Raw genomic sequence first — 23293 nt, 5'->3', positions numbered from 1 at the left:
CATGCACACGTCTGTCGATTTCTTTTTTGACCTGGGTAGCCCGGCCAGCTACCTGGCCTGGACCCAACTGCCGAACCTGTGTGCCCGCCACGGCGCTACGCTGCGCTACCGGCCAATGCTGCTTGGCGGGGTTTTCCAGGCTACCGGCAATGCTTCGCCGGCCATGATCCCGGCCAAAGGGCGCTACATGTTCACCGACCTGGCCCGCTTTGCCGAACGCTACGGTGTGCCGTTCGGGATGCCGCCGGGCTTCCCGGTCAATACCCTGACGTTGATGCGCGGCGTGACAGGGACCCAGTTGCGTTCACCGGATCGGTTCGAGGCATTGCTATCGGTGCTGTTCACTGGGCTATGGGTACAGCGCCGCAACCTGAGCGACAGCGCTGTGCTGAATGAAACACTCGCGCAGGCAGGCTTCGACCCACAGGTTTTTCATGCCCTGGCCGCTGACAGCGAAGTAAAAGCAGCGCTAAAGCACGCGACCGAGGCCGCTGTGGCGCGCGGGGTGTTTGGCGCGCCCACCTGTTTTGTCGGTGACGGGATGTTCTTCGGCCAGGACCGCCTGGACTTTGTCGAGGAGGCGCTACGTCAGGGGGCCAGCAGCCTCTCCAGCTGAGTGCGCTCCCACAGGCTGAGCAGGTCGGCGGGGTTGGTGCCATAGCGCTGCCAGTGTTCGAGGCCGGCCTGTTCGCCGTCGGGGGCTTGGCAACGAACGCAATGCGCCAGGCCTTCGGTATCCAGGGCCAACGTCAGTTGCCAGCCCTGGATGCCGACATCGATCAGGCCGCCATCGCGGCGTGCAGCCACCTCAAGGTGGTGCACGCCAAGGGCCACATTGCGCAGGCACTGGTAGACATCCCGGGCGTTCGGTGAACGTCTGTGGGTCAAGATCAGAAATTCGCCGGCGTGTTGGCGCTGATGATCTCGGCCTCATCCGGGCCGATGTTCTTGAAACTGTGCGGCAGGGTCGTGGGGATGTAGTAGCCGTCGCCCGAATTGAGCACGCTGACCTGGCCGTCGACCCACAGCTCGACGGTGCCACGGGTGACCAACCCGCATTCTTCGCCTTCAGCGTGCACGATCGGCTCGCCAGAGTCGGCGCCGGGTGCGTACAGCTCACGCAGCATGCGCATTTGGCGGCCTTCGACGCTGGCGCCGACCAGCAGCATGCGCAGGCCATTGCGGCCCAGGTCGGGTTGTTCGCCACCACGGAATACGTAGCGTTCCTCACGCACCGGCTCGTCGAAGCTGAAAAACTCCGCCAGGCTCATGGGAATGCCTTCGAGCAGTTTTTTCAGGGAGCTGACCGAAGGGCTGACGCGATTCTGCTCGATCTGCGAGATCGTCGAATTGGTCAGCCCGCTGCGACGGGCCAGTTCCCGTTGGGAGAGGTTGTTGCGTTCACGCACCAGTTTGAGTCGCGTCCCCGTGTCCATAGCCGCCTTGTAATCAGAGGTGTCAATAATAATGAGCGATGCGCATTAAAACACACTCTGCGCCCTTGCGCGCTGTGCTTCTCAAACCCGCTGCTCACGCGGCATTGGCCACAGCCCGACCAGCAGCAACAGCACGGCCACGGCCAGGAATGGCAAGCGCGGATCAAGGGCATACACCAAGGTACCGGCGAGCGGCCCGATCACCGCGCCCATGCCTTGGGCGGCGCCAATGGAACCGGCCGTGGCGCCTTGTTCGGAGGCCTGCATGGCATTGGCCGCCAGTGCCGAAAACGCCGGGAACACGAAGCCCATGCCGGCCGCCGCAACAAAATAGCAAGCCCACAGCCACGGCGCCGTGGTGGCCAGCGAGCCACAGGCAAAGCCCAGTGCCGATACCGTGGCACCCACCCGGATCATCTTCAGCGGTGGCCACTCCAGTTGGCGCAGTATCACCTGGGCCAGCATCAGTGCCACACCCACGGTGGTCAGGGCGATGCCAGCCGCCTGGGCCGCTTCGGCAGGGCCCAGATGCAAGCGGTCAAGGGCAAAGAAACCGACGATGATCTGTGACACGGTCACGCTGAGCATGGCGCTGAATGCCACCAGCAGCGGCCGGCGCAGGCGCGGGTCGTTCAGCCGCACCGGGCTGGGGGCGTGGCTGTGCGGCAGCGCCTGTGGTTTGAGGGTGAAAAACAGCACGAGGAAGGCAGTGGCCGGCAGCAGCGACATGATATGGAACGGCAGGCTCAGGCTGTGCCGCGCCAGCAGTGCGGCCAGCGCCGGCCCGACCACCAGACCGACGGCGTTGGCTGCTCCCAGTGAGGCCATGGCCCGCGCCCGGCGTTGCGGCTCCACATGGTCGGCGATCAGCGCATTGTAGCCTACCGGGATGGCGGCATAAAAGGCGCCGATGCAACCGCGCGCGATCATCAGGCCGATGAACGCCAAGGTCGCCCCCGGCATCCAGCGCAGGGCGCCTTCGACGAACAGGCACAGCAGCCAGTAGGCCAGGGTAAAGCCGGCGCTGCCCAGCAGCAGGATGCGCCGGCGGCCCAGGCGGTCTGCCGCGCGGCCCCAGGGCCGGGCCAGCAGCACCCAGACCACGCCAGCCACGGTCACGGCGGCGCCGGCTTGCCAGGTGGCCATGCCAAGCTGACGGGCTATCGGGCCGATCAGGGCGACGAAGGCCATCATCGACATGGTGCAGGCCATGTTGGCCAGCAACAGCGGGCGCAGGTTCAGGGTGCTGGCAGGCAGAAGGGTTGCAGGATCCTTTGCGACGTTCATGGGCAGTCCAGGGCAGAGTGGCAAACAAAATCGATATTATTAGGAATCATTATCGATTGTCGAACCCCGTGCTGCTACCGTTCATTCGCTGCGGTGCAAGGGGCCAGGCCACATGCTACGCAACACACCGTCGCGACGCACCCATGCATGCATCAAGGCTGCCCCCACATGCACCAGCACCGTGGCAAACAGCAGGTAGCCGGCCCAGCCATGGGCCTGGCGCAACACGGCATATAGCTGCAGGTTGTGGGGGGCGATGGCGGGCAAGCCGAGCGGGCGCGGGTAATCGCCTGCCGACAGCATGGCCCAGCCCAGCAGCGGCATGGCCAGCATCAGGCCATAGAGCAGCAGATGCGAGGCTCCGGCGGCCCAGCGCTGCAGTTTTGGCAGGTCGTTCGGCAGGGGCGGGTGAGGTAGGGTCAGGCGCACAGCGATGCGCAGTACCACCAGCACCAGCAGGGCCAGCCCGGTGGCCTTGTGCAGGCTGATCAGCACCGGGTGGCGTAGCGACAGGTCGGGGACCATGCTCACGCCGATGAACAGCATGGCCAGAATCAGCACGGCCATCAGCCAGTGCAACAAGCGGGCGAAAGGGTGGAAGGCTTGAGGTTTCATGGCTTGGCTCCGGTGCTGAGCGATTCGCGGCTACGGCGGTTGAAGGATTCCGAATAGGCGGCCGAGCGGGCGGCGAGGATCGGGTCGGCCGACGCCTCTATACCGCGCGGCAGGATCAGCGGGTCGAAGTTGAGGTCGCGGCAGGCCCCTTGCTCGGGGGCGTCTACCTGTTCCAGCACCAGGGTGCCGGCGTCCACGCTGCGCCGCTCGGCGGGCCACGGCCGGGCAGGGTCGTCCACGGCATCGCCTGGTTCGGCCAGTACCAGGCGCAGCGTCCAGCGCAATGGGCCTTGGGCAAGGCGCTGCTGCAAGTCGTGTTGCAGGAATTGCTTGTCATCAACTTGCGCGGGTAATGCTGCAAATGCAGTTTGTGGCTCGAGCTGCCAACGCACCGGGTGGGCCGCGCCAGCTGCGTCGATCAGGCGGAAGGCATTGATACTGTGGTATTGCGTGTTGGCGAAGCTGTCGCTGGGTTTGTAACCCGCCGCCCATTGGCGAAACGCCGCGCTTTCCGGGTGGGCGGCGAAGAACGCCTGCAGCTTGCCAGGGTCCGGTTTGCCGGTCGCCGGGTCTGGTGCACTCGCCAGTACTTGCTGGTAGAACGCTTGGGGCGTGCTGACTGCCAGTACCGGCGGGTTGTTCATGCCGGTCCGCCAGACCTGGCCATCGTCGGTGCTCAGCTCAATCGCCAGGCTGCGTACCGGTATACCCGTATCCGGGGCGAACGGGTTGGCACCGCCAATGGCAAAGCGGCCAACCACCGGCACCCGTTGCTGGCTGAAGGCGCGCGCCGTGGACAGGTTGGCGGCCTGCCCGCTGGCCTGGAAGTAGCCGCTCACGCACAAGCCCTTGGCGTGGTTCTTGCGGTAGCCTGGGTAATGCCCGGCCTGGGCTTCGAAGGTGTCGATGATGCGCTGTGGCGTCAGTCGGGGGGCGCCGAGCCAGCCAGCGGCATAGGCAAAGCCGGCACCTGCGGCCAGCAGCACGCCGCCAATGGCGGCCAGGCGCAAGGCTTTGGCCGGGCCGTGCAAGGGTGTGTTCATGGTCATCGTCCGGTTCAGTGAAGGTGCCAGTACGACGTGTCAGAGAAAAAGTTATTCCCTGATCGGGAATAGAATTTGTTCACAGGCGTCTGCCCTTTACACTGACAACCCCAGAGGCCGGGACCTAGCCATGCATGATTTGGACGACCACCAGTGGCGCGAGCTGCTGGCACGCCTGCGCCGCTTTGCCGTGTGGCTGACCCGCGAGCCGGGCAGCGCCGACGACCTGGTGCAGGCTACGGTCGAGCGGGCCCTGAGCCGTCGCGACCAGCAACGGGACGCCGATGCCCTGCGTGCCTGGCTGTTCACCATCCTGTATCGACAGTTCCTCGACGGTAAGCGCCGTGAGCGATTGCATGCGCGCTGGTTGTCCTGGTTCGGCGGTAACGAGCACGACGATGAGCCGGTCGGTGACAACCTCGAAACCATCGTCCTGGCACAGGCCGACCTGCAGGCCTTTGCCCGGCTGACGGCGGAGCAGCGTGCCTTGTTGTTGCTGGTCAGCATCGAAGGCTTGAGTTACAAGGAGGCCGCCCAGGCCTTGGGCATCCCCATCGGCACTGTGATGTCGCGCCTGTCGCGCGCGCGCAATGCCTTGCGCGAACTGACCGAGGGCAACCCCCAACCCCCGGCCTTGCGGAGACTGAAATGACGCGGCTGATCCCCAGCGATGATGAATTGCACGCTTTCGTCGATGAACGCCTGGAACCTGTGCGCCGGGCCGAGGTGCAGGCCTGGCTGGCGGCCAACCCGCAAGCTGCGGCACGGGTGGAAGGCTGGCGCGCCGATGCCCGAAGGCTGCGCACAGCGCTGGCCGGGTTGGGCGAGCTGCCCGGTGCGGCGCAGCTGGACCTTGGCCAGTTGCGTCGGCAATTGCGCCAGCGTCGGCAGCGGCGCTGGGCTGCGGCGGCGGTAGTGATGCTGGCGTTGGGTGTGGGGGGCTTGGGCGGCTGGCAAGTGCGCGATGCAACCCTGGCGCGGGTCGACCTGCCCATGGCTGATGCTGTTCAGGCGCACCGTCTGTTTGCCGGCAGTGAAGCACTGGATATCCAGGCCAGTGATCCTGGGCAGTTGCGCGACTGGCTGGGCCGCCATTTCAGCCGGGTGGGCCAGTTACCGGACCTGGCGGGATATGGCTTCAAACCGGTGGGCGCGCGCTTGCTCAGCAACGAGCAGGGGCCGGCTGCATTACTGGTATTCGAAGATGGCAAGGGCCAGCGCATCAGCCTGTTCCTGCGCTCGCCGGGCAACCTTTATCGGCGCATGCCGGACGGGCAGCGGGTCGATGGCCAGCTGGAGGCGCGGTACTGGTCGCATGGGGCTTATAACTTTGCCTTGGTCAGCGCGGCGGACGATGTGCGTGGGGCGGGGGTGGGGGAGGCGTTGAGGTTGGGGTTGTAAGTGTGGGCCCAAGGTGTGCACCTTGGGCCCGTCACCCTAATCAGCTCAACTCCAGCCAGATCGGCGCATGGTCCGACGGCTTTTCCATCCCGCGCAGCTCATAGTCCACGCCCGCTGCCTTGATGCGCGGCACCAGCTGCTGTGAGGCCATGATCAGGTCGATGCGCAGGCCGCGCTTGGGCTCGTCCTCGAAGCCGCGGCTTCGGTAGTCGAACCAGCTGAAACGGTCGGTCACGTCCGGGTACAGGTGGCGGAAGCTGTCTACCAACCCCCAGCCTTTCAAACGTTCCATCCACTCACGCTCCTCCGGCAGGAAGCTGCACTTGCCGGTCTTCAGCCAGCGTTTGGCGTTGTCCGGGCCAATGCCGATATCACAGTCTTGCGGCGAGATGTTCATGTCGCCCATCACCAGCACTGGCTGGTCGTTGCGGAACTGGCTTTCCAGCAGTGCCTGCAGGTCGCTGTAGAAGCGCTGCTTGGCCGGGAACTTGGTGGGGTGGTCGCGGCTTTCGCCTTGGGGGAAATAGCCGTTCATGATGGTGATCGGGCTGCCGTTGGCATCGGCAAAGGTACCCCAGATGAAGCGGCGCTGGGCATCCTCTTCGTCGGTGGCAAAGCCCTTGTGCAGGCTCAGCGGCGGTTGGCGCGACAGCAGGGCCACGCCGTAGTGGCCTTTCTGGCCATGGTAGTGCACGTGGTAACCCAGTGGCTGCACGTCGGCCAGCGGGAACTGATCGTCGCTGACCTTGGTTTCCTGCAGGCCGATCACGTCCGGCTGGTGCTTTTCGATCAGCGCCGCCAGCTGATGCGGGCGGGCCCGCAGGCCGTTGATGTTGAAACAGACGATCTTCATGGAAAGACAATCCCGGTAAAAGGCGCGATGCTAGCCGACATCGACCTGCATCACCAGCATGGCGGCCAGGCGAGCCTGCTGCTAACGTGCTGTTGGGGGTGAACGAAGCGCGCTGGGGCACCTCCAAGGCACTGAATGCCCATTCCAGGAGGTCTGCCCGCAATGCCCGAAACCACAGCCGCCCCGGCCCGTGTCTGCCTGCTCGACGACGGTTACAGCCGCGAGGCACGTTCGCTGCTGTACAACGCCTACCGCCACGAGCCCACCTTCGCCTATATCTTCGAAGCCCAGCGCCCGGGGTATGAGCGGCGCCTGCGGGTGATGGTGCGCGAATGGGTGCGCCAGCACTTCTACCTGCAACTGCCCGCCATCGGCCTGCTGGTCGAGGACCGCCTGATTGCCCTGGCCCTGATCGTGCCGCCGCAGCGCCGGCTGGGCGTGGCCGACAGCTGGGCCTGGCGCCTGCGCATGATGCTGGGTACCGGCCTGCGCTGTACGCGGCGCTACATGGACTACCAGGCTGCATTGGCCAGCTGTCTGCCCACTGACCAGGTGCATGTGTTGCCTTTGCTGGGGGTGCACCCGCAGTTTCAGGGCAAGCACTACGGCGAGCAATTGTTACAAGCTGTGCACGACTGGTGCGCGGAAGACCCAGGCACCCAAGGGGTGGTGCTGGACACCGGTAACGAGCACTACCTGGCTTTTTACCAGCGTCAGGGTTACGAGGAAATTGGCGAAGTAGCTGTAGGACCAATCCGAGAGAGGGTGTTCTTTCATCCTAATCCAGTCTCTTCAAAACCCGCTTTTGCCTGAACAGGCCGCCGGGCGGCTCCCTTGAGCGCCTGGCTCTGGTAGCATGCGCCGCATGACGTATTCAGGAAGATTGACCTGGGGCCTGGTATTCTGGGTCGCCAGTTTCGCAGCATGGGGCCAGAGCGAGTTGTTGGTGAAGGTGAAACCGGCCAACAAGGCGCTCAAGGCCAATGTCGAAGGCTATATAGGCACATTGGGTGACCGCGACGAAGAAGCACTTTTACGCTTCAGTCGCGGGGCAGAGGAGCAGGCGCGCAAAGCGGCGCAGGCACTCGGCTACTATCAGGCGCAGATCGATACCGAGGTCAAGCCCGCCAGCGACGCAGACCATCCCCCAAAACTGATCATCAGCATCAACCCGGGCGAACCGATTCGCCTGCGCAACGTGACCGTGCGCATCGAGGGCCCAGCCAGCGAGATGAAGGCCTTCCGCGTGCCTGACAGCAAGGCGCTGCGGCCGGGTGAACAACTCAATCACGGCCATTACGAGGATGCCAAGCGGTTGATCCAGAACCAGGCGTCGCGCTATGGCTTCTTCAGTGGGCGCTTCAGTAGCCAGCGCCTGGCCGTCGACCCGCAAGCCGGTGTGGCGGATATCGAACTGGTCTACCAGAGTGGCCCGCGTTATCGCCTGGGCGCCGTCACCTTCGGTGGCGACACACCGCTGGACGAGGACCTGCTGCAGCGCATGGTGTCGTTCAAGCCGGGTACCCCTTACGACTCGGAACTGGTCGCAGAGCTGAACAACGACCTGCAATCGAGCGGCTATTTCGAAGGCGTGCGCGTGGATGCGGCGCCCACTGCTGCTGTGGGCGAAGAAGTCCCGGTGGATGTTCATCTGGAAACCCGTAAACCACGCACCATGGGCCTTGGCCTGGGCTTCTCGACCGACGTCGGGCCGCGCGGCAAGGCCAACTGGACCCGCCACTGGGTCAACCCACAAGGCCACAGCTATGGCTGGGAAACCGAACTGTCGGCCCCGCGCCAGAACGTCGGCCTGTGGTATGACATTCCCCTCGACCCGCCGCTGACCGACAAGTTGCGCTTTGCCGGCGGCTACCAGAACGAGGAGCTTGCCGGCACCGACACGCTCAGCAAGCTGTTGACGGTCGGCCCCGAGTGGCACAGCAAGCTGCCCAGTGGCTGGCAGCGGGTGATTTCGCTCAAGTACCAACGCGAAGAATATCGCCTGGGTGACGACTCCGGTTTGAGCAACCTGCTGATGCCGGGCGTCAGCTTTTCCTTCCTGCGCAGTGACAACCGTATCGATCCGCACAACGGCTATCGCCTGCAGTTCGATGTTCAAGGTGCCAAGGAAGGGCTGGTGTCCGACACCAACCTGCTGCACGGCAACGTATTGCTCAAAGGCCTGACCACACTCGGCCACAACCACCGCTTTCTCGGACGCGTACAGTTTGGTGGCAGTGCAACCAATGGCTTCAAGAACAACATTCCGCCGTCGCTGCGTTTCTTCGCGGGTGGCGACCAGAGTGTGCGCGGTTACGACTACCAGACCCTGTCGCCGAAGAACAGCGACGGTGACCGTATCGGCGGGCGCTACTTGGTGGCAGGCAGTGTCGAGTACCAGTATTCGCTGACCGAAAAATGGCGGGTCGCGACGTTCGTCGACCAAGGCAACTCGTTCAACGACCTGGAGCTGCCCAGCCTCAAGACCGGTGTCGGCTTTGGTGTGCGCTGGGTATCGCCAGTCGGGCCGCTGCGCCTGGACCTGGCCAAGGCGCTGGATGACGAAGGGGGCATTCGCCTGCACTTTTCCATGGGGCCCGAGCTGTGAAACGCGTAATCAAATTTACTTCACTGGGCCTGCTGGGGGGTGTTGCGAGCGTGGGCCTGGTGCTCGGCTTGCTGCTGGGTACCCAGGCCGGCAGCCGCTGGGTACTGGGCAAGGTGCCTGGGCTTGAAGTGGCCGACTTCCAGGGGCGCCTGGCGGGCAGTTGGCAGGCCAGCCGGCTAACCTGGGCCGACGGCGGCAGCACGGTAGAGATGCAGGCGCCGTTGCTGGCCTGGTCGCCTGCCTGCTTGCTGCGCGCGACCTTGTGCATTGACCAGTTGCAGGCAGACCGCATTGACATGGCCTTTGCGCCAAGCACCGAACCCACCGAGAGCGCCCCGCTGCAATTGCCGACTCTGCGCTTGCCGCTGGCCATCGAACTGGGCGAGGTCAAGGTCGGGCAGCTGCGCCTGGATGGCAGCGATCTGCTTGGCGATTTGCATCTGGCTGCGCACTGGACCAACAGCGGGATACGCATCGACAGCCTGCGGCTGCTGCGCGACGACCTGCAATTGAGCCTACAGGGCGACCTGCAACCCGAAGGCGACTGGCCGGTAAAACTACAGGCGCAATTGCAGTTGCCTGCGGTAGACGAAAAACCCTGGCAACTGGCACTGACGGCCAATGGCCAATTGCAGAAGACGTTGGAACTCGCCGGCACCAGCAGTGGTTACCTCGATGCCACATTGAGCGGGCAGTTGCAGGCACTGGCCGAGCACCTGCCGGCGACCTTGCACATCCGCTCCGAGGCGTTCAAGCCGGCTGGTGCGTTGCCTGACACCCTGCAATTGAACGCGCTCGAGCTCGATGCCAAGGGCGATCTGCTCCATGGCTATAAACTGTCCGGCAAGGCCAGACTGCCGGCCGAGCAGTCACCGATCGCCTTGCTCCTGTCCGGTCTGGTCGACAGCAAAGGCGCCAGGCTCGATGCCCTGGACCTGACCGCCAGCGACAGCCAACGGGTCAAGCTGCAAGCCACGGCTGACTGGCAGCAAGGCCTGAGCGCCGATGCGCAGCTGGACTGGCAGGACTTCCCGTGGTTGCGCCTGTACCCGATGGAGACCCCGCCCGAAGTCACCCTCAAACGCTTCAATACCCAGGTGCATTATCGCGATGGCAATTACCAGGGGACTTTCACGGGGGACCTGGACGGCCCGGCGGGAGCGTTCAGCATCGCCAGCCCGTTCGAAGGTGACCTCACCCAGGTGAAACTGCCGCAGTTGGCGCTGACCGCCGGCCAAGGCAAGGCAGCCGGCAGTGTCGCCGTACGTTTTGCCGACACCCTGGCCTGGGATGTCGACCTGCAGCTCTCCGCGCTCGACCCGGCCTATTGGCTGGCCGAATTGCCGGGTACCCTGGCGGGGCCACTGCGCAGCAAAGGCGAACTCAAAGGCGATGTGCTTACCTTGGATGCCCAGCTTGACCTCAAGGGCCGCCTGCGTGGCCAGCCAGCCATGCTCAAGGCCGAGACCCAGGGGGCAGGGCAAAACTGGACCCTGGGCACACTGGCCATCCAGCTGGGTGACAACCGCATCAACGGCAGTGGCAGCTTGCAACAGCGCCTGGCTGGGCGAATCGACCTTGACTTGCCGCGCCTCGGCCAGCTGTGGCCGAGGCTACAAGGCCGGGTCAAGGGCCGGCTGGATGTCGCCGGCACCTTGCAGGCCCCGCAAGGTACGCTCACCCTGCAGGGCCAGCGCTTGGCCCAGGCCGAAAACCGCCTGCAGCAGTTGGACCTGGATGCCCGCCTGGACAACGCCCAACGCGGTGTAGTCGAGCTCAAGGCAACCGGTATCCACCTGGGTGACACAGCCTTGGGCACGTTGCAGGCCAACGGCAAGGGCGACATTCGCCAACAGGCCTTGACCCTGGCGCTGGACGGCCCGCAGCTCAAGCTCGACCTTGGCCTGGATGGCCAGTTGAACAAAGGTGACTGGCGCGGCCGACTGGCCACTGGCCGAATCCAGGCCGGTGGCCAGGAGTGGCAGTTGCAGGCGCCTGCACGCCTGCAGCGGCTGGCCAGCGGCCAGCTCGACTTCGGGGCCCACTGCTGGCGCTCCGGCCAGGCAAGCCTGTGTGGCGACGACCAGCGACTGGCCCCCGAACCGCGCCTGCGCTACCACCTCAAGCAGTTCCCGCTGGGCAGCCTGGCCCAGTGGCTGCCGAAGGACTTTGCCTGGCAAGGCCTGCTCAATGCCGACATCAACCTGGACATCCCGGCCAGCGGCCCCAAGGGCACTGTCGTGGTCGATGCCAGTGGCGGCACCCTGCGCGTGCGCGACAAAGGCCGCTGGATCGATTTCCCTTATCAGGCCCTGCGCCTGGACAGCACGTTGGCACCGCGGCGTATCGATACGCGCCTGGCGTTTCGCGGTGAGCGCCTGGGTGAGCTGAACGTCAACGCCCGGCTCGATCCGCTGGGCAAGAACAAACCGTTGTCGGGTGATTTCCGCCTGGCCGGGCTGGACCTGTCGGTGGCCCGCCCATTCGTGCCCATGGTCGAACGCCTGGCCGGGCAGCTCAATGGCAGTGGTCGGCTTTCAGGCACCTTGCTGGCGCCTCAGGTCAACGGCAACCTGATGCTCAGCGGAGGCGAAGTCAGTGGCGCCGAGCTGCCGGCCAGCCTTCAGGACCTGTCATTGCAGGCGCTGATTGCCGGCGAGCAGGTGCAGCTCAACGGTAACTGGCGCAGTGGCGAGGCGGGACGTGGCCAGTTGAGCGGCAACCTCACCTGGGGGCAGGCACTGGGCATGGACGTGCGTCTGCAAGGCCAGCAACTGCCGGTCGCGGTCGAGCCCTACGCCACACTGGAAGTTGCCCCGGACCTGACCTTGCGCCTGATCGATGACAAGCTGGCGGTGACCGGCAAGGTGCAGGTACCCAAGGGCAAGATCACTGTACGTGAGCTGCCGCCGTCCACGGTCAAGGTGTCGGATGACACGGTAATCGTCGGTCATCAGACCGAGGAAGGCAAACCCCCCATGGCCATGGCCATGGACATCGATGTCGAAGTCGGCCGCGACAAGCTGTCGTTCAGCGGTTTCGGGCTGACTGCCAACCTGCTGGGTCATGTGCACATCGGCGATAACCTCGATACCCGTGGCGAACTGAGCCTGGCAGACGGCCGCTACCGTGCCTACGGCCAGCGCCTCACCATCCGCCGGGCGCGTCTGCTGTTCGCCGGCCCGATCGACCAGCCGTATCTGGACATCGAAGCGATCCGCAAGGTTGACGATGTGATAGCCGGCATCCGCCTGAGCGGCAGCGCCGAGCAGCCGACGACCAAAGTGTTCTCGGAGCCGGCCATGAGCCAGGAGCAGGCGCTTTCGTACCTGGTCTTGGGCCGACCATTGGGCAATACCGGCGAAGATAACAACATGCTCGCCGAGGCAGCGCTGGGCCTGGGCCTTGCCGGGAGCGCCGGCATTACCGGCAGCCTGGCGTCGAGCCTGGGGATCGACGACTTTCAACTGGATACCGAAGGTTCTGGCAACAGCACCAGCGTGGTCGCCAGCGGTAACATCACCGAGAAGCTCAGCCTTCGTTACGGGGTGGGCGTGTTCGAACCGGCCAACACGATCGCGTTGCGTTACAAGCTGAGCAAGAAGGTCTACCTCGAGGCCGCCAGTGGGCTGGCAAGCTCACTGGACATCTTCTACAAGCGCGACTTCTAGGCCCGCAGCGTGGCGGCCATCAACGGACGGTGGCCGCCTCGATGAACTCGTTGGTGTCGGGTGAGGGCGGTGGGGTGGTGGCGCGTACCGGGACGATCAGGTTGGTGTATTCCTCGATCAACCGGTTCAGGGCCTCTGGCGGTTCGCTCGCCTGGAACTGCATGCGGATCTGCACTTCGTCCGGGTCGCGGTTTTCGCCCTGACGGCCTTGGCCACCAATGGTGACCTTGAAGCTTGCGGCCTTGCTCTCGCTCGCGGTCAGCAGTGCCTGCTGCGCCTCGGTGCCTTTGACCCTTACCGACAGGTCGACCTGCATGCGCTCAAGGGCCAGGCCTTTAGGTGACACCAGCGCAAACAGGGGGACGCGCATGATGTGCTGCCCATCCATGGCCACCTCGACCATCTTGGCTTTCATGGGGGCGCCCAGCGCTTCGGTGTCGCACTCGAAAAACTGGTCGAACAGGTTGATGTACTGCTGGGCAATCAGGCTGTTGGTGGCACTGGCGGCTTCTTGCAGGCCACGGGTAATTTCACGCAGGTCAATGGAGGTCATGGGGGCGGGGGGCTTTTGCAATGATTCGACTCCTCAGGCCAGGTTGTGCCCCTCCCACTACCGGCAGGAGGGGCTGTCGGGTCAAATGCCAATCTCTTACGGGGACGTCAGGTTCGCAGGCGCGGGCCGTTTCAAGGTGTCCGCCTGGGATATTTCGTCCGGGCTTTCCAGTTCGGCGGTTCGGACAATGGTTGGCTTGGTTGCGGCGTCAGTGAGGAACTCGATTACCCTCATCATCGCTTCGGGCGGTTCCTGACGCTTCAGGGTCGTGTTGAAGGCATAGCGGGCACGGGTATCTGTTTTGCGGGTTTGCGTGGATTTGTGGCTCACGCTGCCTTTCACGTTCAGCCTGAACGGCCCCCATCCCAGTGAGCCGGTGGCTTCTGCATTCATGTCCTTGCTGGAAACATCTTCCGACATCTGGTTGATAATTAGCTCGAACTCTACAGTGCCCTCTTCGATGGAAATGTTCGGGTGGGTAATGGCCGCCATCAGCGGCACTTTCATGGTCTTGCTGACCACGCCTTTGTATTCGCCCTGTTCGTCGACAATGGTTTCGTCGTAGTCGAACTGGATGGCCACTGCCTTGCCATCCTGGACGCATACCTGCATCAGGAAATCGGCGTACGATTTGCTGGCGGTTACCTGCGCCTGCACCATGGCCTGCAAGGGGCCGGCGATCATGCGGTCCATCGGCAGGGCATTGATCACGGAGCCTATAAGGCTGTTATCTAACGGCATATCGGGAAGCTCGCTCTATCTAGTGGGTTAAGGCAGCCGCGAATAGCAGCCAAGGTGGTCGGGCGTCAGCGCTCGCAAAGCTCCTGGCGCCGGATGTTGCCGATCTGCCGCAGGCTCAGGCCGTACTTGTTGGCCAGCAGGCTGCGGGACAAACCGTTGGCGCTTTCCTTCTGGATCTGCTGGTTGCGCAGCTGACGCAGAAAGTGGTCAGCCTTGGGGATCTCCAGGGCGACCCCGGCAAAGCGCTTGATCAGTGCGTCGAGCGCTTCGGCCGGCAGCACGTCAGCGAGCTTGGTGCGCTCGCGGTGCTTGGGGATGTACTTGGGCCTGCCGCCGTAGGCGCAGGTCAGCTGGTAGGCGTTTTCGATGCCGATACAGTCGATCAGGGCCTGCAGCGAGTGGGGCAGTTGGCTGATATCGATCTGGCTCAAATCTGGCATTTGCATATGGCGCTCCTTCGGGGTGGATGGGATGTGCGACCCGATCACCCACGGCGTTATGTCGAAGGTGTGAGCAAATTCTGTGCGACAGCCGAGGCGCGTCGCTAGGCGGCATATGGGTTGGGGGTTGTAGCTTCGGTGAACAGGATTTGCAGGCAGCGATATCTGGCGCTGTAGGAAATGGCGTGGACATCTGGCTGCGCCTCCTGGTTTCCTGTCGGGGCGCTCGCGATGATGTGCAGTGGGTACAGCACCCCTCAATCGCACGGGTAGCTGCTCAGCAAACTGGCGCTACCCAGATAGGCTTGAGGGGTGGCGCGCATGCTCGGCGGCAACGTGCGCCAATCGACCAGCAGGCACAGCGCGTGCAACGGCTGGCCGTTGCGCTGGCCGATGACCTGGTCGGCAAAGTGGCGGCGGTACAGTACCTGGGTCTGATTCAGTGGCTGTGCCTGGTCGGCCTGCGCCAGCGTTTGTCGGGCCAGGTCGGGCAAGCGGGCTGTGGGCCCGCTGAAATGTACCGGTGCGGCGTCGGTCTGCAGGTAGCCGGCCTGGCGTACGCGTTGCCACAGTTGTTGCCATTGGCTGGCACCGGCATGGGTGGCCAACTCGCGGCCCAGTTCGAGCAGGTGTTCGGTCGGCGTCTGCTGGGTGTCCAGTGCATGAAGGGAGAGCGGGGTCAGTAACAGCGATGCGAACAGCAGGGGTTTGTACATGGTGCCTCCGGCGTGGGTGCTAGGAAGCCCCATGCTTTCAGGCTGACGTCACCCCACCCAGCAGGAAATCCAGCGCCGGGGGCGGTGACCGTTGTATCATTGCCGCGGCTCGTTGCGAGCCATTTGCCCCTGATGTTGCAAGGAACATTCGATGACACACGTGCAGCGCCTCAAATATTCACTTCTGATCATCCTGGTGGTACTGGGCCTGATGCTGGGCCTGTCCCACCTGCAGAAGCAGGGCACGATCAGTGAGCAGACCTTCCAGATGCTGGCCATCGCCATTGCCGTGGTGGTCGTGGTGATCAACGGCATTCTGCGGCGCAAGGTCAAGCCCTGATCTGCGCGGGCCGGCCAGGTATGGCCGGCCATGCGCTCAGCGCGAGGGTGTTTGCTCCAGTACGGCGCGCGCCTGGGGGTTGAGCCTGTAGCACTTGTCGCTACCCAGTTGTATGACGCCTTCGGTGCACAGGCGCTTGAGCACTTCACGCACACTGAGGAACGACAGCGGGATATCCAGTTGTTCCAGTTGTGCGTGCACCCCGCGCACGCCAATACTGCGGCCATTGCGGTCGGCGGCGTGCAAGGCGTCGATAACCTTGAGGCGGATCAGGCTGGTGCGCAGGCCGAAGGTGCGCAACAGCTCGCGGATCTGTTCGTTGCCGATTCGTTCTTCAGCAAACACGTCCTGTCCCTTGGACGTTTTGCCTGGGACGCGCCCGGCCTGGACCGAGGTTTGCGGGTTGTACATGCGAATGCTCCTTTTCGTGGACGAACCCGAAATGTGGGTGGCTCACTTACTAGGACGAATGAGCACGCAAAAACTGCAACCCATTCGTGAAAAAAAATGCCTGTTTCTCATCAAGACGTTCCATCGCCTTGTAATACGTAAAATATTCATCTGGCCATTCGTCTGATCGGGATGACCCCCGAACCCGAGGAGTGCCCGTGTTTCCATTTTGCCGTCCCATGACCTGCGCCGGCCTGGCCGCTGCCCTGGTGGCCTTCAGCGTCGGTGTGCAGGCGCAGCCCGCGCCAGCCGACGCCAGTGCCCAGATCCGCTATACCCGTTACGGCGTACCGCATATCGTGGCCAAGGATGAGCGTGGCCTGGGCTATGGCGTCGGCTATGCCTACGCCCAGGACAACCTATGCCTGCTCGCCAATGAAGTGCTGACCGTGAGCGGTGAGCGCTCACGCTATTTCGGCGCCAAGGGCCAGACCCTGGAGCAGCGTGACAACCTGGCCAGCGACCTGTTCTTCACCTGGCTCAATAGCCCAGCGGCGGTCGATGCCTTCCTGCAGGCGCAACCCGCGTCGGTGCAGGCATTGCTGGCGGGATACGCCAGCGGCTACAACCGGGCGTTGGTCGAACGCCGTCGTCAAGGGCTGCCCGCCGAGTGTGGCGATGGTGAGTGGGTGCGGCCCATCAGCAGCCAGGATCTGGTCAAACTGACCCGCCGGTTACTGGCCGAGGGCGGTGTCGGGCAGTTCGTCGAGGCGTTGGCAGGGGCGCAACCGCCAACGCTGGCCCGTGCGCAATCGTCAGCGGGCTTTGCCAGCGCGTTGGCCCGGCAGGAGCGGTTCGCCGCGGAGCGCGGCAGCAATGCGGTGGCAGTAGGCGCGCAGCGTTCAGCCAATGGCCGCGGCCTGTTGCTGGCCAACCCGCACTTCCCGTGGATGGGCGGCATGCGCTTCTACCAGATGCAACTGACCATTCCCGGCCAGCTTGATGTGATGGGCGCGGCGCTACCGGGCCTGCCGGTGGTCAACATCGGTTTCAACCAGCACCTGGCGTGGACGCACACCGTCGACACCTCCAAGCACTTCACGCTCTACCGCCTGCAACTCGACCCCAAAGACCCGACCCGCTATGTGCTCGATGGCAAGTCGCTGCCTATGGCCCGGCAAACCATCCGTGTCGCGGTAAAAGGCACGGATGGCAGCCTGAGCCAGATTGAGCGGCAGGTTTACAGTTCGCAGTTCGGCCCGGTGGTGCAATGGCCAGGCCGCCTGGACTGGGATGCGCAGGCGGCCTACAGCGTGCGAGACGCCAACCTCGAGAACTCACGGGTGTTGCAGCAGTGGTACCAGATCAACCGAGCCGACAGCCTGGCGGCATTGAAGGGATCGGTCGAGCAGTTGCAAGGTATCCCTTGGGTCAACACGCTGGCCGTGGATCAGGGAGGGCGGGCCTTGTACCTGAACCAGTCGGTAGTGCCCTATGTCGACCAGCAACTGTTGGATACCTGCAGCAACCCGCAGGCGCAAGGGCGCCTGGTGGTGCTGGATGGCTCGCGTAGCGCATGCCAGTGGAAGGTTGACGCGCAGGCGGCGCAACCGGGCATCTTCCCGGCGCGGCTGCTGCCAAGCCTGGAGCGTGAAGACTTCGTACAGAACTCCAACGACCCGGCCTGGATGGCCAACCCGGCGCAGCCGCTGACCGGCTACTCGCCACTGGTCAGCCGCAATGACCAACCACTGGGCATGCGTGGCCGCTTTGCCTTGCAACGCCTGCAGGGCAAAGCCCGGTTAGGTGTAGATGAATTGCAGCGCATGGTCACCGATGAAGAGGTGTACCTGGCCAGCCTGGTGTTGCCAGACCTGCTGCAATGGTGCAAGGGCGCCAGCGCAGATGTGCAGGCCGTGTGCAGCAGCCTGGCCGCCTGGAACGGCAAGGCCGACCTCGACAGTGGTATGGGCCTGGTGCACTTCCAGAACCTGTTCAATGCGCTGGCCGAGCACCCTGAAAGCTGGCGAGTGGCATTCAACCCGGCCGATCCGCAGCACACCCCGCGCGGCCTGGCTGTCGAGCAGGCGGCGGTAAGCAGGCTGGTTCATCAGGCAGCACTGGCGTCGCTCAAGCAGGTCAGTGAAAGCGGCGTTGCCGGGGCGGCACGCTGGGGGCAGGTGCAACAGGCCCTTGATGGTACGCCGGTACCAGGCGGCCCGCAGGCGCTAGGGGTGTACAACGCGATCTACAGCGTGCCGCACGGGCAGGGCAAGCGGCTGGTGGTGAGTGGCACCAGCTACCTGCAACTGGTCAGCTTTACCGACAAGGGGCCAGAAGCCCGTGGCCTGCTTGCGTTTTCCCAGTCGAGTGAAAAGGCTTCGGCGCATGCCAGTGACCAGACCAAGGCCTTTGCGGCCAAGCAACTGGCGCTGATTCCGTTTACCGAGGCGCAGATCAAGGCAGATCCTGAGTACCGGGAAGTGGTGATCAGTGAGCGGGACAAGGGGGCGGTAGTCAGCCAGCCCTGAGGCGTCAGCCTGCGCCGGCCCATTCGCGGGTAAACCCGCTCCTACAGGGGCCTGCGGGCTTGCCCGCGAGGCCCTGTAATGTCAGGAAAACTCGAACGGCGCCAACTGAAAGCCCTGTTCGTCAACCTGCAAGGCCCAACCGCGGCGGTCCCAGTCGCCCAGCACGATACGCCGTGCCGGCTGGCCATCGACCATCAGCTTGTGAATCGCTGGCCGATGGGTATGGCCGTGCACCAAGGTGCGGACGCCATGCGCCGCCATCACCTTGGGTACTTCTTCCGGCGTGACGTCGACGATTTCGGTGGACTTCATCCGCACTTGCGTGCGGCTTTCGCTGCGCAGCTTGCGTGCCAGCTTGTAGCGGGCCGACAGCGGCAGGTGGCGTAGGATCCACAAGCTCAGCGGATTGCGTAGCAGGCGGCGCATCTTCATGTAGCCCAGGTCGCGGGTGCACAGGGTGTCGCCATGCATCAGCAGCACCTGTTCACCACCCAGCTCGATCACGCTGGGGTCGTTCAACAGCGTGCAGCCCGCAGCTTTGCAAAAGGCCTGGCCAATCAGGAAGTCACGGTTGCCATGCATCAGGTAGATGGCCGTGCCACTGTCGCTCAGCCGGCGCATGGCCTGGCAGATCGACTGCTGGAAGGGCGTCATGGCATCGTCGCCAATCCACGCTTCGAAGAAGTCACCAAGGATGTACAGGGCCTTGGCATGGCGGGCGCGGCCATCGAGCAGATCAAGAAACGCCCGGGAAATATCCGGGCGTTCTTCTTGCAGGTGCAGATCAGAGATCAGCAGAATCACTCAATGATCTCGGCTTTCTCGATGATCACGTCGTCCTTCGGTACGTCCTGGTGGCCAGCTTTGGAACCGGTGGCCACTTTTTCGATGGCGTCGACCACTTCACGGCCTTCGATCACTTCACCGAATACGGCATAACCCCAGCCTTGCACGTTCTTGCCGCTGTGGTTGAGGAAGTCGTTGTCGGAGGCGTTGATGAAGAACTGCGCCGAGGCGGAGTGCGGCTCCATGGTACGGGCCATGGCAATGCTGTACTTCTTGTTCTTCAGGCCGTTGTCGGCTTCGTTCTGGATGCTGGCGCGGGTTTTCTTCTGGCTCATGCCGGCCTCGAAGCCGCCGCCCTGGATCATGAAGCCTTTGATCACACGGTGGAATACGGTGCCATTGTAGTGGCCGTCCTTGACGTACTGAACGAAGTTTTCGGTAGTCAGCGGCGCTTTCTCGGCGTCCAGTTGCAGGACGATGTCGCCGTGGTTGGTGCTCAGTTTGACTTTGGACATGCTGAAACTCGCTCTTTCAAGGCAATCAGAAATTAGGGTGCGCAGGGCGCGGGTTATCACCAGACGCAGGATCAGGCGATCGCGACACATGGCGCGCACTGGCCATTTTGCCAGGCTGCGGCAAAAAGCCGTGATAAATCACATCAGTTTGTCCGGGCGCGGCTGTCAGCAGCTTGACTGCTTCGGCTATGATAGGCCCTTTGATTCAATCGGCCTACCCAGGCTGGACACACGCATTCAAGGATCCTATGAGCAAGCCCACTGCCGACAACGCGCCCAACGCCGCTGCCAAAGGCGCCCCCGCTGTCCCTGCGAACTTCCTGCGGCCGATCATCCAGGCCGACCTGGACTCGGGCAAGCACAGCAGCATCGTCACCCGTTTCCCGCCGGAGCCCAATGGTTACCTGCACATCGGCCACGCCAAGTCGATCTGCGTCAACTTCGGCCTGGCCAAGGAATTCGGCGGCGTCTGCCACCTGCGTTTCGACGATACCAACCCGGCCAAGGAAGACCAGGAGTACATCGACGCCATCCAGAGCGATGTCAAATGGCTGGGCTTCGAGTGGGGCGGCGACGTGCGTTACGCCTCCGACTACTTCGACCAGCTGCACGACTGGGCGGTCGAGCTGATCAAGCGCGGCAAGGCCTACGTCTGCGACCTTACTCCCGAGCAAGCCAAGGAATACCGCGGCAACCTCAAGGAGCCGGGCAAGAACAGCCCGTTCCGCGAGCGCAGCGTGGAAGAAAACCTCGACCTGTTCGCCCGCATGAAGGCCGGCGAGTTCAAGGACGGCGAGCGTGTGCTGCGGGCCAAGATCGACATGGCCTCGCCAAACATGAACCTGCGCGACCCTATCCTGTACCGCATTCGCCATGCTCACCACCACCAGACCGGCGACAAGTGGTGCATCTACCCCAACTACGACTTCACCCACGGCCAGTCGGACGCCATCGAGGGCATTACCCACTCGATCTGCACCCTGGAGTTCGAAGGGCATCGTCCGCTGTACGACTGGTTCCTCGACAACCTGCCGGTGCCGGCACACCCGCGCCAGTACGAGTTCAGCCGCCTGAACCTGAACTACACCATTACCTCCAAGCGCAAGCTCAAGCAGCTTGTGGACGAGAAGCACGTCGACGCCTGGGACGACCCACGCATGTCGACCCTGTCCGGCTTCCGTCGCCGTGGCTACACGCCGGCTTCTATCCGCAACTTCTGCGAAATGATCGGCACCAACCGTTCCGACGGTGTGGTCGACATGTCGATGCTCGAGTTCAGCATCCGTGACGACCTGGACCGCACCGCGCCACGCGCGATGTGCGTGCTGCGCCCGCTGAAAGTGGTCATCACCAACTACCCGGAAGGCCAGGTCGAGCAGCTTGAGCTGCCACGTCACCCGAAGGAAGACATGGGCGTGCGTGTGCTGCCGTTCTCCCGCGAGCTGTACATCGACCGCGACGACTTCATGGAAGAACCGCCGAAGGGCTACAAGCGCCTGGAACCGGCCGGTGAAGTGCGCCTGCGCGGCAGCTACGTGATTCGTGCTGACGAAGCGATCAAGGACGCCGACGGCAACATCGTCGAACTGCGTTGCTCGTACGACCCCGACACCCTGGGCAAGAACCCTGAAGGCCGCAAGGTCAAGGGCGTGATCCACTGGGTGCCGGCCGAAGGCAGCGTCGAGTGCGAAGTGCGCCTGTACGACCGCCTGTTCCGCTCGCCGAACCCGGAAAAGACCGAGGAGGGCGGCAGCTTCCTGGACAACATCAACCCTGCTTCGCTGCAAGTGCTCAGCGGTTGCCGTGCCGAGCCGTCGCTGGCCCAGGCGCAGCCCGAGGACCGCTTCCAGTTCGAGCGCGAAGGCTACTTCTGCGCCGACCTGAAAGACAGCCAGCCGGGTCGCCCGGTGTTCAACCGCACTGTCACCCTGCGTGACTCCTGGGGCAGCTGAGGAACCGCCGTGCTTACCATCTACAACACCCTGAGCAAAACCAAGGAAGTCTTCAAGCCGCTGGATGGCAACAAGGTGCGCATGTACGTGTGCGGCATGACCGTGTACGACTACTGCCACCTGGGCCATGGCCGCAGCATGGTGGCGTTCGACCTGGTCACCCGCTGGCTGCGCAAGAGCGGCTACGAGTTGACCTATGTGCGCAACATCACCGACATCGATGACAAGATCATCAACCGGGCGAACGAGAACGGCGAAACCTTCGACGCCCTGACCGCCCGCATGATCGACGCGATGCACGAAGACGAGCGCCGCCTGAACATTCTGCCGCCAGACCAGGAGCCGCGTGCCACCGACCATATCGCCGGCATGCACGCGATGATCCAGACGTTGATCGACAAAGGGTACGCCTACGCGCCAGGCAATGGCGACGTGTACTACCGGGTTGGCAAGTTCGTCGGCTACGGCAAGCTGTCGCGCAAGAGGATCGAAGACCTGCGTATCGGTGCACGCATCGAGGTCGACGAAGCCAAGCAGGACCCGCTCGACTTCGTCCTGTGGAAGGGCGTCAAGCCGGGCGAGCCAAGCTGGGAATCGCCATGGGGCCCGGGTCGCCCGGGCTGGCACATCGAGTGCTCGGTCATGTCCACCTGCTGCCTGGGCGAGAGCTTCGACATTCACGGTGGCGGCAGCGACCTGGAGTTCCCGCACCACGAGAACGAGATTGCCCAGAGCGAGGCGGCCACCGGCAAGCAGTACGCCAACGCCTGGATGCATTGCGGCATGATCCGTATCAACGGCGAGAAGATGTCCAAGTCGTTGAACAACTTCTTCACCATCCGCGACGTGCTCGAGAAGTACCACCCGGAGGTGGTGCGCTACCTGCTGGTGGCCAGCCACTACCGCAGCGCGATCAACTACTCGGAAGACAGCCTGCGTGACGCCAAGGGCGCGCTGGAGCGCTTCTACCACGCCCTGCGCGGCCTGCCACGGGTGGCGGCCAAGGGTGGCGAAGCGTTTGTCGAGCGCTTCAGCGTGGCGATGAACGACGACTTCGGCACCCCCGAAGCCTGTGCGGTCCTGTTCGATCTGGTGCGCGAGATCAACCGCCTGCGCGACAGCGACGTGGAGGCCGCTGCTGGCCTGGCCGGTCGACTGCGCGAGCTGGGTGATGTACTGGGTGTGCTGCAACTGGAGGCCGATGACTTCCTGCGTGCTGGTGCCGAAGGCAAGGTCGATGCGGCTGAAGTCGAGGGCTTGATCCAGGCGCGCCTGAAGGCGCGTGCGGACAAGAACTGGGCTGAGTCTGACCGCATTCGCGATCAGCTGACCGCCATGGGTGTAGTGCTGGAGGACAGCAAGGGCACGACTACCTGGCGTCTGGCTGACTGAAGTAACTGGGGCTGCACCGCAGC

The 23293-nt window shown here is 63.7% G+C and carries 23 protein-coding genes; 10 read left to right on the top strand and 13 right to left on the bottom strand.

Annotation, left to right across the window (positions count from 1 at the left end):
* Position 1: 1 nt before the first annotated feature.
* Entirely contained in the window at positions 2-616 is a 615-nt protein-coding gene (locus LU682_RS16225; RefSeq protein WP_010953787.1) for a 2-hydroxychromene-2-carboxylate isomerase, read from the top strand.
* Here LU682_RS16225 and LU682_RS16220 read toward each other — a convergent pair.
* The 5 genes from LU682_RS16220 to LU682_RS16200 all read right to left on the bottom strand — a co-directional run bounded on the left by LU682_RS16220 (position 589) and on the right by LU682_RS16200 (position 4387).
* A complete protein-coding gene (locus LU682_RS16220) occupies positions 589-888 on the bottom strand; it encodes a DUF7693 family protein (RefSeq protein WP_010953788.1) in 300 nt (99 codons plus the stop codon). The two genes, LU682_RS16225 and LU682_RS16220, sit on opposite strands and share 28 nt — an antisense overlap.
* 2 nt (positions 889-890) lie before the next feature.
* On the bottom strand, positions 891-1436 hold the full coding sequence (locus LU682_RS16215) for a cupin domain-containing protein (RefSeq protein ID WP_003248033.1): 546 nt from the start codon (positions 1434-1436) through the stop codon (positions 891-893).
* Positions 1437-1517: 81 nt separating this feature from the next.
* Positions 1518-2723, bottom strand: a complete 1206-nt coding sequence (locus tag LU682_RS16210) for an MFS transporter (protein WP_049586161.1) — start codon at positions 2721-2723, stop codon at positions 1518-1520.
* A gap of 81 nt (positions 2724-2804) precedes the next feature.
* Positions 2805-3338: a cytochrome b gene (locus LU682_RS16205; RefSeq protein ID WP_010953790.1), complete on the bottom strand. Its 534-nt coding sequence runs from the start codon at positions 3336-3338 to the stop codon at positions 2805-2807.
* Positions 3335-4387 (bottom strand): catalase family peroxidase, encoded by a 1053-nt coding sequence (locus LU682_RS16200; RefSeq protein WP_010953791.1) that lies wholly within the window; start codon positions 4385-4387, stop codon positions 3335-3337. The genes LU682_RS16205 and LU682_RS16200 overlap by 4 nt, the downstream gene beginning before the upstream one ends.
* 124 nt (positions 4388-4511) lie before the next feature.
* Between LU682_RS16200 and LU682_RS16195 the strand changes: the two genes are divergently transcribed.
* Positions 4512-5033 carry a sigma-70 family RNA polymerase sigma factor gene (locus tag LU682_RS16195; protein ID WP_060488943.1) on the top strand — a complete coding sequence of 174 codons (522 nt, stop codon included), beginning with the start codon at positions 4512-4514 and terminating at the stop codon, positions 5031-5033.
* Positions 5030-5782, top strand: a complete 753-nt coding sequence (locus LU682_RS16190) for an anti-sigma factor family protein (RefSeq protein WP_010953792.1) — start codon at positions 5030-5032, stop codon at positions 5780-5782. The genes LU682_RS16195 and LU682_RS16190 overlap by 4 nt, the downstream gene beginning before the upstream one ends.
* A gap of 40 nt (positions 5783-5822) precedes the next feature.
* Here LU682_RS16190 and xthA read toward each other — a convergent pair whose 3' ends face one another.
* Positions 5823-6635, bottom strand: coding sequence for an exodeoxyribonuclease III (gene xthA, locus LU682_RS16185; protein WP_060488945.1), 813 nt, complete (start codon positions 6633-6635; stop codon positions 5823-5825).
* A 162-nt stretch (positions 6636-6797) separates the two neighbouring features.
* Here xthA and LU682_RS16180 point away from each other — a divergent pair, with 162 nt between their 5' ends.
* From LU682_RS16180 to LU682_RS16170, 3 genes are read left to right on the top strand one after another with little or no spacing between them, the layout of a single operon-like run.
* Entirely contained in the window at positions 6798-7448 is a 651-nt protein-coding gene (locus tag LU682_RS16180; protein ID WP_004576713.1) for a GNAT family N-acetyltransferase, read from the top strand.
* Positions 7449-7500: 52 nt separating this feature from the next.
* Positions 7501-9243 carry an autotransporter assembly complex protein TamA gene (locus LU682_RS16175; RefSeq protein WP_049586316.1) on the top strand — a complete coding sequence of 581 codons (1743 nt, stop codon included), beginning with the start codon at positions 7501-7503 and terminating at the stop codon, positions 9241-9243.
* On the top strand, positions 9240-12914 hold the full coding sequence (locus LU682_RS16170; RefSeq protein ID WP_010953796.1) for a translocation/assembly module TamB domain-containing protein: 3675 nt from the start codon (positions 9240-9242) through the stop codon (positions 12912-12914). Before LU682_RS16175 ends, LU682_RS16170 begins: the two co-directional genes overlap by 4 nt.
* Positions 12915-12933: 19 nt before the next feature.
* Here LU682_RS16170 and LU682_RS16165 read toward each other — a convergent pair whose 3' ends face one another.
* The 4 genes from LU682_RS16165 to LU682_RS16150 all read right to left on the bottom strand — a co-directional run bounded on the left by LU682_RS16165 (position 12934) and on the right by LU682_RS16150 (position 15364).
* Positions 12934-13488: a DUF2589 domain-containing protein gene (locus tag LU682_RS16165; protein ID WP_010953797.1), complete on the bottom strand. Its 555-nt coding sequence runs from the start codon at positions 13486-13488 to the stop codon at positions 12934-12936.
* 75 nt (positions 13489-13563) lie between these two features.
* Positions 13564-14208 carry a DUF2589 domain-containing protein gene (locus LU682_RS16160; protein WP_010953798.1) on the bottom strand — a complete coding sequence of 215 codons (645 nt, stop codon included), beginning with the start codon at positions 14206-14208 and terminating at the stop codon, positions 13564-13566.
* Positions 14209-14273: 65 nt separating this feature from the next.
* A complete protein-coding gene (locus LU682_RS16155) occupies positions 14274-14654 on the bottom strand; it encodes a Mor transcription activator family protein (protein WP_010953799.1) in 381 nt (126 codons plus the stop codon).
* 251 nt (positions 14655-14905) lie between these two features.
* Complete coding sequence (locus tag LU682_RS16150) at positions 14906-15364, bottom strand: hypothetical protein (protein ID WP_049586159.1); 459 nt, start codon at positions 15362-15364, stop codon at positions 14906-14908.
* Positions 15365-15515: 151 nt separating this feature from the next.
* Here LU682_RS16150 and LU682_RS16145 point away from each other — a divergent pair, with 151 nt between their 5' ends.
* Positions 15516-15704, top strand: coding sequence for a hypothetical protein (locus LU682_RS16145; RefSeq protein WP_003248064.1), 189 nt, complete (start codon positions 15516-15518; stop codon positions 15702-15704).
* A gap of 36 nt (positions 15705-15740) precedes the next feature.
* Here the strand turns inward: LU682_RS16145 and LU682_RS16140 are convergent, their stop codons facing one another.
* On the bottom strand, positions 15741-16115 hold the full coding sequence (locus LU682_RS16140) for a hypothetical protein (RefSeq protein WP_010953802.1): 375 nt from the start codon (positions 16113-16115) through the stop codon (positions 15741-15743).
* Between the two features lie 197 nt (positions 16116-16312).
* Between LU682_RS16140 and pvdQ the strand changes: the two genes are divergently transcribed.
* Positions 16313-18625, top strand: coding sequence for a bifunctional acylase PvdQ (gene pvdQ / locus LU682_RS16135; protein ID WP_049586158.1), 2313 nt, complete (start codon positions 16313-16315; stop codon positions 18623-18625).
* A gap of 81 nt (positions 18626-18706) precedes the next feature.
* Here the strand turns inward: pvdQ and LU682_RS16130 are convergent, their stop codons facing one another.
* Both LU682_RS16130 and LU682_RS16125 read right to left on the bottom strand, forming a co-directional pair.
* Positions 18707-19429 (bottom strand): UDP-2,3-diacylglucosamine diphosphatase, encoded by a 723-nt coding sequence (locus LU682_RS16130; protein WP_010953804.1) that lies wholly within the window; start codon positions 19427-19429, stop codon positions 18707-18709.
* Entirely contained in the window at positions 19426-19926 is a 501-nt protein-coding gene (locus LU682_RS16125) for a peptidylprolyl isomerase (protein ID WP_010953805.1), read from the bottom strand. Before LU682_RS16125 ends, LU682_RS16130 begins: the two co-directional genes overlap by 4 nt.
* A 248-nt stretch (positions 19927-20174) precedes the next feature.
* Between LU682_RS16125 and LU682_RS16120 the strand changes: the two genes are divergently transcribed.
* Positions 20175-21878 carry a glutamine--tRNA ligase/YqeY domain fusion protein gene (locus LU682_RS16120; RefSeq protein ID WP_010953806.1) on the top strand — a complete coding sequence of 568 codons (1704 nt, stop codon included), beginning with the start codon at positions 20175-20177 and terminating at the stop codon, positions 21876-21878.
* Between the two features lie 9 nt (positions 21879-21887).
* Complete coding sequence (gene cysS, locus LU682_RS16115; RefSeq protein ID WP_010953807.1) at positions 21888-23270, top strand: cysteine--tRNA ligase; 1383 nt, start codon at positions 21888-21890, stop codon at positions 23268-23270.
* The last annotated feature ends 23 nt before the right edge of the window (positions 23271-23293 follow it).

Origin of the sequence: Pseudomonas alloputida, assembly GCF_021283545.2 — a bacterium.
Classification (GTDB): Bacteria; Pseudomonadota; Gammaproteobacteria; order Pseudomonadales; family Pseudomonadaceae; genus Aquipseudomonas; species Aquipseudomonas alloputida.
The sequence above is the reverse complement of the archived record's forward strand: the minus strand, read 5'-3'. Positions and strand labels throughout refer to the sequence as shown.

Bases quoted from the DNA above. Each gene is read 5' to 3' on its own strand.
- LU682_RS16210 (WP_049586161.1), bottom strand. From the start codon at position 2,723: ATGAACGTCGCAAAGGATCCTGCAACCCTTCTGCCTGCCAGCACCCTG.
- LU682_RS16180 (WP_004576713.1), top strand. From the start codon at position 6,798: ATGCCCGAAACCACAGCCGCCCCGGCCCGTGTCTGCCTGCTCGACGAC.
- LU682_RS16120 (WP_010953806.1), top strand. From the start codon at position 20,175: ATGAGCAAGCCCACTGCCGACAACGCGCCCAACGCCGCTGCCAAAGGC.
- LU682_RS16160 (WP_010953798.1), bottom strand. From the start codon at position 14,208: ATGCCGTTAGATAACAGCCTTATAGGCTCCGTGATCAATGCCCTGCCG.
- LU682_RS16140 (WP_010953802.1), bottom strand. From the start codon at position 16,115: ATGTACAACCCGCAAACCTCGGTCCAGGCCGGGCGCGTCCCAGGCAAA.
- LU682_RS16215 (WP_003248033.1), bottom strand. From the start codon at position 1,436: ATGGACACGGGGACGCGACTCAAACTGGTGCGTGAACGCAACAACCTC.
- LU682_RS16200 (WP_010953791.1), bottom strand. From the start codon at position 4,387: ATGACCATGAACACACCCTTGCACGGCCCGGCCAAAGCCTTGCGCCTG.
- LU682_RS16190 (WP_010953792.1), top strand. From the start codon at position 5,030: ATGACGCGGCTGATCCCCAGCGATGATGAATTGCACGCTTTCGTCGAT.
- LU682_RS16155 (WP_010953799.1), bottom strand. From the start codon at position 14,654: ATGCAAATGCCAGATTTGAGCCAGATCGATATCAGCCAACTGCCCCAC.
- LU682_RS16150 (WP_049586159.1), bottom strand. From the start codon at position 15,364: ATGTACAAACCCCTGCTGTTCGCATCGCTGTTACTGACCCCGCTCTCC.
- xthA (WP_060488945.1), bottom strand. From the start codon at position 6,635: ATGAAGATCGTCTGTTTCAACATCAACGGCCTGCGGGCCCGCCCGCAT.
- LU682_RS16205 (WP_010953790.1), bottom strand. From the start codon at position 3,338: ATGAAACCTCAAGCCTTCCACCCTTTCGCCCGCTTGTTGCACTGGCTG.
- LU682_RS16195 (WP_060488943.1), top strand. From the start codon at position 4,512: ATGCATGATTTGGACGACCACCAGTGGCGCGAGCTGCTGGCACGCCTG.
- LU682_RS16225 (WP_010953787.1), top strand. From the start codon at position 2: ATGCACACGTCTGTCGATTTCTTTTTTGACCTGGGTAGCCCGGCCAGC.
- LU682_RS16125 (WP_010953805.1), bottom strand. From the start codon at position 19,926: ATGTCCAAAGTCAAACTGAGCACCAACCACGGCGACATCGTCCTGCAA.
- LU682_RS16175 (WP_049586316.1), top strand. From the start codon at position 7,501: ATGACGTATTCAGGAAGATTGACCTGGGGCCTGGTATTCTGGGTCGCC.
- LU682_RS16145 (WP_003248064.1), top strand. From the start codon at position 15,516: ATGACACACGTGCAGCGCCTCAAATATTCACTTCTGATCATCCTGGTG.